9 protein-coding genes are annotated in these 8,067 nt (G+C 64.1%); 4 read left to right on the top strand and 5 right to left on the bottom strand.

Annotated features, from left to right (window positions below):
- The 3 genes from EN745_RS24505 to yidD form a co-directional block, all read right to left on the bottom strand.
- Positions 1-967: threonine--tRNA ligase (locus EN745_RS24505; protein ID WP_281034787.1), on the bottom strand; the 967-nt coding region annotated here is incomplete at its 3' end.
- A 154-nt stretch (positions 968-1,121) separates the two neighbouring features.
- On the bottom strand, positions 1,122-1,940 hold the full coding sequence (gene blaOXA, locus EN745_RS24500) for a class D beta-lactamase (RefSeq protein WP_127422467.1): 819 nt from the start codon (positions 1,938-1,940) through the stop codon (positions 1,122-1,124).
- Between the two features lie 146 nt (positions 1,941-2,086).
- Positions 2,087-2,461 (bottom strand): membrane protein insertion efficiency factor YidD, encoded by a 375-nt coding sequence (gene yidD, locus EN745_RS24495; protein WP_126054256.1) that lies wholly within the window; start codon positions 2,459-2,461, stop codon positions 2,087-2,089.
- A 319-nt stretch (positions 2,462-2,780) separates the two neighbouring features.
- On the opposite strand from yidD, the gene EN745_RS24490 reads away from it, so the two are divergent.
- Positions 2,781-3,686 carry a LysR substrate-binding domain-containing protein gene (locus tag EN745_RS24490; protein WP_127422466.1) on the top strand — a complete coding sequence of 302 codons (906 nt, stop codon included), beginning with the start codon at positions 2,781-2,783 and terminating at the stop codon, positions 3,684-3,686.
- An 8-nt stretch (positions 3,687-3,694) separates the two neighbouring features.
- Here the strand turns inward: EN745_RS24490 and EN745_RS24485 are convergent, their stop codons facing one another.
- On the bottom strand, positions 3,695-4,141 hold the full coding sequence (locus EN745_RS24485; RefSeq protein WP_126054254.1) for an iron-sulfur cluster assembly scaffold protein: 447 nt from the start codon (positions 4,139-4,141) through the stop codon (positions 3,695-3,697).
- Positions 4,142-4,383: 242 nt separating this feature from the next.
- On the opposite strand from EN745_RS24485, the gene folE reads away from it, so the two are divergent.
- The 3 genes from folE (at position 4,384) to EN745_RS24470 (ending at position 6,571) form a co-directional block, all read left to right on the top strand.
- Positions 4,384-5,019 carry a GTP cyclohydrolase I FolE gene (folE, locus tag EN745_RS24480; protein WP_126054253.1) on the top strand — a complete coding sequence of 212 codons (636 nt, stop codon included), beginning with the start codon at positions 4,384-4,386 and terminating at the stop codon, positions 5,017-5,019.
- Between the two features lie 36 nt (positions 5,020-5,055).
- Positions 5,056-5,514, top strand: a complete 459-nt coding sequence (hisI, locus tag EN745_RS24475) for a phosphoribosyl-AMP cyclohydrolase (protein WP_127422465.1) — start codon at positions 5,056-5,058, stop codon at positions 5,512-5,514.
- Between the two features lie 85 nt (positions 5,515-5,599).
- Entirely contained in the window at positions 5,600-6,571 is a 972-nt protein-coding gene (locus EN745_RS24470; protein WP_126054251.1) for a patatin family protein, read from the top strand.
- 21 nt (positions 6,572-6,592) lie between these two features.
- Here EN745_RS24470 and recJ read toward each other — a convergent pair.
- Positions 6,593-8,067: single-stranded-DNA-specific exonuclease RecJ (gene recJ / locus EN745_RS24465; protein WP_127422464.1), on the bottom strand; the 1,475-nt coding region annotated here is incomplete at its 5' end.

Genomic DNA, 8,067 nt, shown 5'->3' with positions numbered 1-8,067 from the left:
CCTTGAACATGGCGTCGCGATACCAGCCCCAGTGGCCCGATGTCTCCCACAGGCTCTTGTCCAGAACCTGCGGTGCGTTGACCTCCTGATAGCCCTGCTCGTCGAGGCGTCGGCGCATGTAGTTGACCAGGTTCTGGAACATCTTCCAGCCCTTGGCGTGCCAGAAGACGACGCCGGGTCCCTCTTCCTGGAAATGGAACAGGTCCATCTCGCGGCCGAGCTTGCGGTGATCGCGTTTCTCGGCCTCCTCCAGCATCGTCTGGTAGGCGTCGAGCTGCGCCTGGTCGGCCCAGGCGGTGCCGTAGATGCGCGTCAGCATCGGGTTGTTCGAGTCACCACGCCAATAGGCGCCGGCGACCTTCATCAGCTTGAAGGCATTGCCGATCTGCCCGGTCGAGGCCATGTGCGGACCGCGGCAGAGGTCGAACCAGTCGCCCTGCGCGTAGATCTTCAGGTCCTGGTCGTCCGGAATGGCGTCGATCAGTTCCAGCTTGTAGCGCTCGCCCTTGTCGGCAAACACTTTCTTCGCCTTCTCGCGCGACCAGACTTCCTTGCTGAACGGCTTGTTGCGCTGGATGATCTCGCGCATCTTCTTCTCGATCACCGGGAAATCGTCCGGCGTGAACGGCTCGTTGCGGGCGAAGTCGTAGTAGAATCCGTTCTCGATCACCGGCCCGATGGTCACCTGCGTTCCCGGCCACAGTTCCTGCACGGCTTCCGCCAGCACGTGCGCGGCGTCGTGCCGGATCAGTTCCAGCGCCCGCGGATCCTCGCGGGTGATGATCTCGACCTTGCCGGGCTTGCCGAGCGGATCGGAAAGGTCGCGCACGGTGCCGTCGATGGCATAGGCCACCGCCTTTTTGGCCAGCGACTTCGAGATCGATTCGGCAAGGCCGGCGCCGGTCATCGCCGCGTCGTAGTCGCGGACGGAGCCGTCGGGAAATGTCAGGGAAACGGAATTCAGCATAGAGTTCTCCTATCCAGTCCCGCAAACGAGCGCGGGTGGTGAAATGCATGTCGCCCAAAGTGCAGTGGTTTGGAGCATGCGCAAGAAGCCGGATGCGTCCGGCGGCGGCAGTCTTTTATGGGTAGATTTCAGCGCCGTAAAGCGCTCGTTCCGCCTATTTGATCAAGCCGGGCAGCTCTTTCAAGAACGCCGCGCGCGTCTTCAAGCCCTTGGGCATGTCGGTGCGGTTGGTGCCGACGACCAACCGGGCAAAGACGATCCGGCGCTCGCCTTTTTCAGCCCAGCCGACGAACCAGCCGAGCGAGCGCATGTCCTTGCCGCCATTGCCAAGCCTTGTGCTGCCGGTCTTGCCCTGCACTGCCCAGTTCCCTGCCTGGAAGCTCGGGACGATCGCTTCCGCCATCTGATGCGCCTTGGCAGAAACCGGCATCTTGCCGGCCAGCAGCCGGCGCAGGAAGGCGGTTTGCTCGACAGGCGATATCTCCAGCGAGGAGTTCACCCAGGAATGAGTGAGGCCGTCGTTCTTGCCGGCATCGCCGGTGACATCAGCGTTGCCGTAGCCGAATTTCGACACATAGCCGTCAAATCTTTCAGCGCCGAGCCGGCGGGTAATCTCGCGCGAATACCACAGGACCGAGTCTCTCTCCCAGATCGTCGGATCGACCGTCTTCCGGTCGCGCTTCACCGCGTTGAACTCGGGCTTGTAGTCCCAGTTCGGCGCGTGTTCGTCGGCGAGGATGCCGGCGTCAAAGCCGATCAGCGCCAGCGGCAGCTTGAAGGTAGAGGCCGGGCTGAAGCGTTGGTCGCAGGCACCGTCGCGATAGAGTGTGTCGCCGCTCGCCGCATCCTGGATCAGCGTGCATTCGATATCGCCGAGCGGCGCCGACTGTGCGCGCATCGGGAACCCGAGCAGCCAGGCCAGCAGGAAGAGAACGATGGCAAAAACGAACGGAAGGCGGTCTATCTGGCGCATGACGTTTCTCTCCTGAAGGGCGGCAGGAGCGTATTTATCCAAGCCTCTTGTCTCGATTTTGTCTCAAATGCGCGAGTTCACAGCAACATGCGGTTAACCTAACCAAATCGTTAAGGAAGCTTTGGCCGCCGCTCCTTGGCGGGCGCTCAGGCTTCGGGATTGCCGCGCTTCCTGCCGATCTGCCGATAGCGCCACGGCATGAACCATACGTAGCGCTTGGCGAGCGTCTCGGGCACGAGGTCGATGCCGTGTGTTCCGAACGGGCCGCAGCGCAACACCCGGAAAAACCCCATCCAGCCGCCGGCCCACAGGCCGTGGCGCGCGATCGCCTCATGCGCGTATTCGGAGCAGGTCGGCAAATGCCGGCAGGAATTGCCGACGAAGCCGGACAGCGTCAATTGATAGAGACGGACGAGCGACGTGCCGAAGACGCGGCCCGGCGTCTTGCGCCAGGGTCCCGGCCAGTTGCGCCCGCGCCGGGTCGGCCCGGCGCCGTGCGTATATCCAGGATAGTCGCTCATCTCTCCGCAGCCTGTTTCACTGCGCGATAGATGTGGGCTTCGCGCCGGGAACGCAATGGTCTTTGCCTCACGACCTCGAGCGGCGGACAGGATGCCGGTCGGTCCACTTGGCATGGTGAGAGGGAAGATCGCTGCGATCATGGTGGCGGTTCGGCGTGGCTGCGCCATGCCACTGGAATGTTGCGATCCGCATGACCTCGTTGAGAATGTCCAGAAGCTGGTTCATCGCAGTGCTCCTTTGAGCATCGATTGGACTACCGCTGGCCTTCCTCCTCAAACGAGTATAATTTCCTCCTCGGATAACCTGAGGTTATGCGAAATGAAACGAGGACGGCTGCCATTGACAGCGCTCAGGAGCTTCGAGACGGCCGGGCGACATTTGAGCTTCAGCCGCGCAGCGGAGGAGCTTTATGTCTCTCAGGCGGCGATCAGCCGGCAGATCCGCGAGTTCGAGACTTTCCTGCGCCAGCCGTTGTTTCACCGCCTGCATCGGCGGGTCGAACTGACGGATGCGGGGCAACGGTTGCTCGACCAATTGGTCAGAAGCTTCGACGACATCGACCGGGTGCTTTCGGATCTGGTGGCATCGCCGGCGCAATCGGTGGTCCGCGTCAGCGTTGAACCATCGCTAGCCGCTGTATGGCTGGTCCCGCGGCTCAATCGCTTTCGCCAATTGCGGCCCGACATCGACGTGTCGCTGGAAGTCGATGTACGGCCGATCGAGTTCCGCAGCGACCAGCCCGAACTCGCCTTGCGTTTCAGCGCGCACGCCACGTCATGGCCGCGCACCGAAGCCGAGCGCCTGGCCTCGACTGTCGATTCACCGGTGCTGTCGCCAGGGCTGCTGGCATCGGGCCCTCCCCTGGAAAAGCCGATCGACCTTCGCCATTACACGCTGCTGCACGAGGAGAACCGCCAGGGTTGGGCGCGCTGGTTCCAGGCCGCCGGCGTGCCCGCCGACGCGGTGCCCGCGCGGGGTCCGATGCTGGCAGACATCTCACTTTCCAAGCAGGCAGCGTTGCTCGGCCACGGCGTGGCGCTCGGCGATCTTTTGCAGGTCGGCGAGGAACTCGCGTCAGGCACTTTGATAAAGCCGTTCGACATCGATGTTGCTTCCGGCGCCTATTGGCTGGTGGCCAGGAGCTTGCGGGATCTGCCGGAACCCGCCAAGGCGTTCGCCGACTGGATCAGAAGCGAGTTCGCCGTGACCGGAAGAACTGCCTAGCCCGATCCTTAAGCCGCCTGCCCGGCGCGTTTCCTCTCGATCTGGCCGATGGCGTCGACCACAGCATCGAAGGTCAGCATGGTCGAGGCATGGCGCGCCTTGTAGTCGCGCACCGGCTCAAGGAATTTGAGGTCGGCGAAACGGCCTTCGGGCGGCGCGCCGTTTTCCTTCAACATCTTCAGCATGGTTTCGCGCACAGCGCGCAACTCATCCGCGTGGGCGCCGACGACATTCTGGGCCATGATCGAGGACGAGGCCTGGCCGAGCGCGCAGGCCTTCACGTCATGCGCGAAATCGGTGACGACGTCGCCGTCCATCTTCAGGTCGACGGTGACGGTCGAACCGCACAGTTTGGAATGCGCGCGCGCCGTCGCGTCGGGGTGGTCGAGCCGGCCGACGCGCCCGATGTTTCCGGCGAAGCCCAGGATTTTCGCATTGTAGACGTCGTCGATCATTTTTTTCCAATCTGTCGCCGCCCAACGAACAGGGTTTGCCGCTGATGCGTCTTTCATTCGCTCGGCACGACCATATATAATGCTGGCAGTCGGGCATCGACAAGGCAACCAAGCGCCGCCGTCAGTGCCCAAATTTGTTCACGCCGCTTACGGGCTGGAAACCGGGCGAGTTTCTAACACCCGAAAGGTCGTGGTCCGTTCAACTCGTTCCTCCTGAGAGAGGAACTACGGGAGACGCCTTTATGGATGCCGTCATCAAGAAATTCATGCCCCCTTCCGCCTATATGGAAAAGCCCGTCACCGACCGGCCGAGCGAAGCCGAAGTCGAGGCGGCCGTGCGCACGCTGTTGCGCTGGACCGGTGACAATCCGGACCGCGAGGGCCTGATCGACACGCCGAAGCGCGTCACCAAGGCGTTTCGCGAAATGTTCAACGGCTACGACATGTGCCCGGCCGACGAACTTGGCCGCACCTTTGAGGAAGTCGCCGGCTATGACGACCTCGTGCTGGTCAAGGACATTACCTTCCACTCGCATTGCGAACACCACATGGTGCCGATCATCGGCAAGGCGCATGTCGGCTATCTGCCCGACGGCAAGGTCGTCGGCCTCTCCAAGATCGCCCGCGTCGTCGACATCTTCGCCCATCGCCTGCAGACCCAGGAAGCGATGACGGCGCAGATCGCCGGCGTCATCCAGGACGTGCTCAATCCGCGCGGCGTCGCCGTCATGATCGAGGCCGAGCATATGTGCATGGCCATGCGCGGCATCCGCAAGCAGGGCTCCACCACGCTGACCTCGACCTTCACCGGCGTCTTCAAGGACACGCCCGAGGAGCAGGTCCGCTTCGTCACCATGGTGCGCGGCGGCGGGGCCTGAGCGGCCCTCGCCGGCCATCCAAGACAAGGACCGGTGATGTCGGCACGGGAATTCCCGAAAGCTCCCTCGGACAAGAAAGCACTGGAGGAAGGCACCGCCTTCTGCCCGCGCTTCGATGCGGCCGGCCTCGTCACCGCGGTCGTCACCGACGCCGAGGACGGCAAGCTGCTGATGGTGGCGCACATGAATGCTGAGGCCCTGGCGCTGACGCTGGAGACCGGCATCGCCCACTATTGGTCGCGCTCGCGCAACGCGCTGTGGAAGAAGGGCGAGACCTCGGGCAATGTCCAGACCGTCGTAGAGATGCTCACGGATTGTGACCAGGATTCGATATGGCTTCGCGTGAAAGTGTTGGGCCACGACGCAACTTGTCACACCGGTCGACGTTCCTGCTTTTATCGGACGGTGGGGCTGATCGACGGTAAGGCAACGCTTGCCGACGATGGCAGCAGGCCGCTGTTCGATACGGAACAGACGTATCGGAAGCCGGTGTGAACCATTCAATATTCACAAACCACTAATATTCACTATTCTCAAACATCCTTGCTGTAGAAAGGATGTGGGATAAGGGGAGATTATGATGCTCGAATGGGCGTCATTACGTGGCAGACCAGACGTTCGAGAGGCCAATGGCCCCTCCTCGTCCGGCGGCGCATCCGATCAGAAGCCTGGCAAGAAGACGGGTATTTCGCTGGCACTCGGCGGTGGCTGCGCGCGCGGCTGGGCCCATATAGGCGTGCTGCGCGCGCTTGACGAGGCCGGCATCGAAGTGTCGATGATCGCCGGCACCTCGATCGGCGCGCTGGTTGGCGGCTGCTACCTGGCCGGCAAGATGGACGAGTTGGAGGAATTCGCCCGCAGCCTGACCAAGCGTCGCATCTTCGGCCTCCTCGATCTCAACCTGCGCGGCAGCGGCCTGTTCGGCGGCATGAAGCTCGACGCAAGGCTGCGCGAGCATCTGGCCGGCATCCGCTTCGAGGATTTGTCGAAGCCCTTCGTCGCCGTCACCTCGGAAATCCGCACCGGCCACGAGATCTGGCTGTCCAAGGGCTCGCTGATCACGGCTATGCGCGCCTCCTACGCGCTGCCCGGCGTGTTCGAGCCGGTGAATTGCAACGGCCGCATTCTGGTCGACGGCGCGCTGGTCAACCCGGTGCCGGTTTCGGTTTGCCGCGCCTACGAGCAGCCGCTCGTCGTGGCGGTCAACCTCCACTATGACCTGTTCGGCCGCGCCGCCGTCATCAAGCACAGCGCCGGTGAACTGGTCATTGAAAAGGACGCGCCGGGACCCGGCAGGGCCGACAGTGTGCACCAGTCGCACCAGACGCGGCTCGGCATCACCGGCGTCATGGTCGAAGCCTTCAACATCATCCAGGATCGGATCTCGCGCGCCAGGCTCGCCGGCGATCCGCCCGATATGTCGCTGCAGCCCAAGCTCAGCCATATTGGCCTGACCGAATTCCATCGCGCCGACGAGGCGATCCGCCTCGGCTACCAGGCGACGATGGCGCAGATAAACGAACTGACCCGCCTGCAGACCGTTCTGGCCTGATCTCAAGCTACAGCCAGGTTTTCAAGCAAGCGCCGCGTCGGTGATGCGGAACTGCACCGTCCGGTTGCCGTTCCAGTAATTGCCGGACAGCGACCCGGCGACATGCACCGTCTTGCCCCGGTTCCTGAACAGGAATTCGCCGAGTGCCGTATCGACGGCGCGAAAGGCGATCGCCTGGATGCGGCCACCGCTTTGCGACTGCAGCTCGGCGCGGATGTGGTTGGTGCCGACCGGTCGCGCATCGGTCAGCCAGTGGCGCGGCAGCGCGAACACCGGCGCCACATGGCCGGCGCCGAACGGGCCGGCCTGTTCCAGCGCATCGAGCAGGGAGAGCGTCGCGCCCTCGGCGGCGAGCGCGCCATCGATCGCCAGGCTTTCCTCGTCCTGCAGCCGGAACACGTCGGCCGCCGCGCGCTCCTCGAAGAAGGCCCTGAGAGCGCCGAGCCCGGCCCGCTCCACCGTGATGCCGGCCGCCATGCCATGGCCGCCGCCCTTGACGATCAGCCCGGCATCGGCCGCCTCGCGCACCAGCCGGCCGAGATCGAATCCCGACACCGAGCGGCCCGAGCCGGTGCCGACCCCATTGGCGTTGAAGGCGATGGCGAAGGCCGGCCGGCGCGCATGGTCCTTGAGGCGTGAGGCGAGCAGGCCGACGATGCCCGGATGCCAGGTCTGGCTGGCGGTGACGACGATGGCCGGGCCATTGCCGCCGGCAAGCTCGGCATCGGCCTCGGTGCGCGCCTCGGCCAGCATCTCCAGCTCCATCTGCTGGCGCTCCTGGTTCAGCCGGTCTAGCGTCTCGGCGATCGTGCCGGCCTCGACCGGATCGTCGGTGGCAAGCAGGCGGCTGCCGAGCGCGGCATCGCCGATGCGCCCCCCGGCATTGATGCGCGGCCCGATCAGGTAGGCGAGGTGAAAGGTGCTGATCGGCTCGCCGATGCGCGACACCCGGGAAAGGGCTGCCAACCCCTCGCTTCTCTGCTGGCGCGCCACCTGCAACCCCTTGACCACGAAGGCGCGGTTGACGCCGGTGAGCGGCACCACGTCGCAGACGGTCGCCAGCGCCACCAGGTCGAGCAGCGACAGCAGGTCCGGCGGGGCGGCCTCCGGCAGCCGGCTTCGCAGGATCTTCGCCGTCTGCACCAGGCAGAGGAAGACGACGCCGGCGGCGCAAAGATGACCCTGCCCCGAGAGATCGTCCTCGCGGTTGGGATTGACCACAGCATTCGCCACCGGCAGCGGGCCGCCGACCTGATGGTGGTCGAGCACCACGACATCGGCGCCGGCCTGCTTGGCCGCGTCGATCGAAGTGGCGCTGTTGGTGCCGCAGTCGACGGTGACGATCAGCTTGGCGCCGCGCGAGATGAGGTCGCGCATGGCTTCCGGATTGGGACCGTACCCCTCGAAGATACGGTCGGGTATGTAGATTTCCGACGGCACCGAGAAATGCGCGAGGAATCGCTTGAGCAGCGCCGACGAGGCCGCGCCGTCGACAT

The sequence above is a fragment of the Mesorhizobium sp. M4A.F.Ca.ET.022.05.2.1 genome (assembly GCF_003998845.1).
GTDB lineage: Bacteria > Pseudomonadota > Alphaproteobacteria > Rhizobiales > Rhizobiaceae > Mesorhizobium.
The sequence above is the reverse complement of the archived record's forward strand: the minus strand, read 5'-3'. Positions and strand labels throughout refer to the sequence as shown.

Excerpts from the sequence above, each read along its gene's own strand:
- EN745_RS24490 (WP_127422466.1), top strand. The coding sequence starts at position 2,781 with ATGAAACGAGGACGGCTGCCATTGACAGCGCTCAGGAGCTTCGAGACG.
- folE (WP_126054253.1), top strand. The coding sequence starts at position 4,384 with ATGGATGCCGTCATCAAGAAATTCATGCCCCCTTCCGCCTATATGGAA.
- yidD (WP_126054256.1), bottom strand. The coding sequence starts at position 2,461 with ATGAGCGACTATCCTGGATATACGCACGGCGCCGGGCCGACCCGGCGC.
- hisI (WP_127422465.1), top strand. The coding sequence starts at position 5,056 with ATGTCGGCACGGGAATTCCCGAAAGCTCCCTCGGACAAGAAAGCACTG.
- EN745_RS24470 (WP_126054251.1), top strand. The coding sequence starts at position 5,600 with ATGCTCGAATGGGCGTCATTACGTGGCAGACCAGACGTTCGAGAGGCC.
- EN745_RS24485 (WP_126054254.1), bottom strand. The coding sequence starts at position 4,141 with ATGATCGACGACGTCTACAATGCGAAAATCCTGGGCTTCGCCGGAAAC.
- blaOXA (WP_127422467.1), bottom strand. The coding sequence starts at position 1,940 with ATGCGCCAGATAGACCGCCTTCCGTTCGTTTTTGCCATCGTTCTCTTC.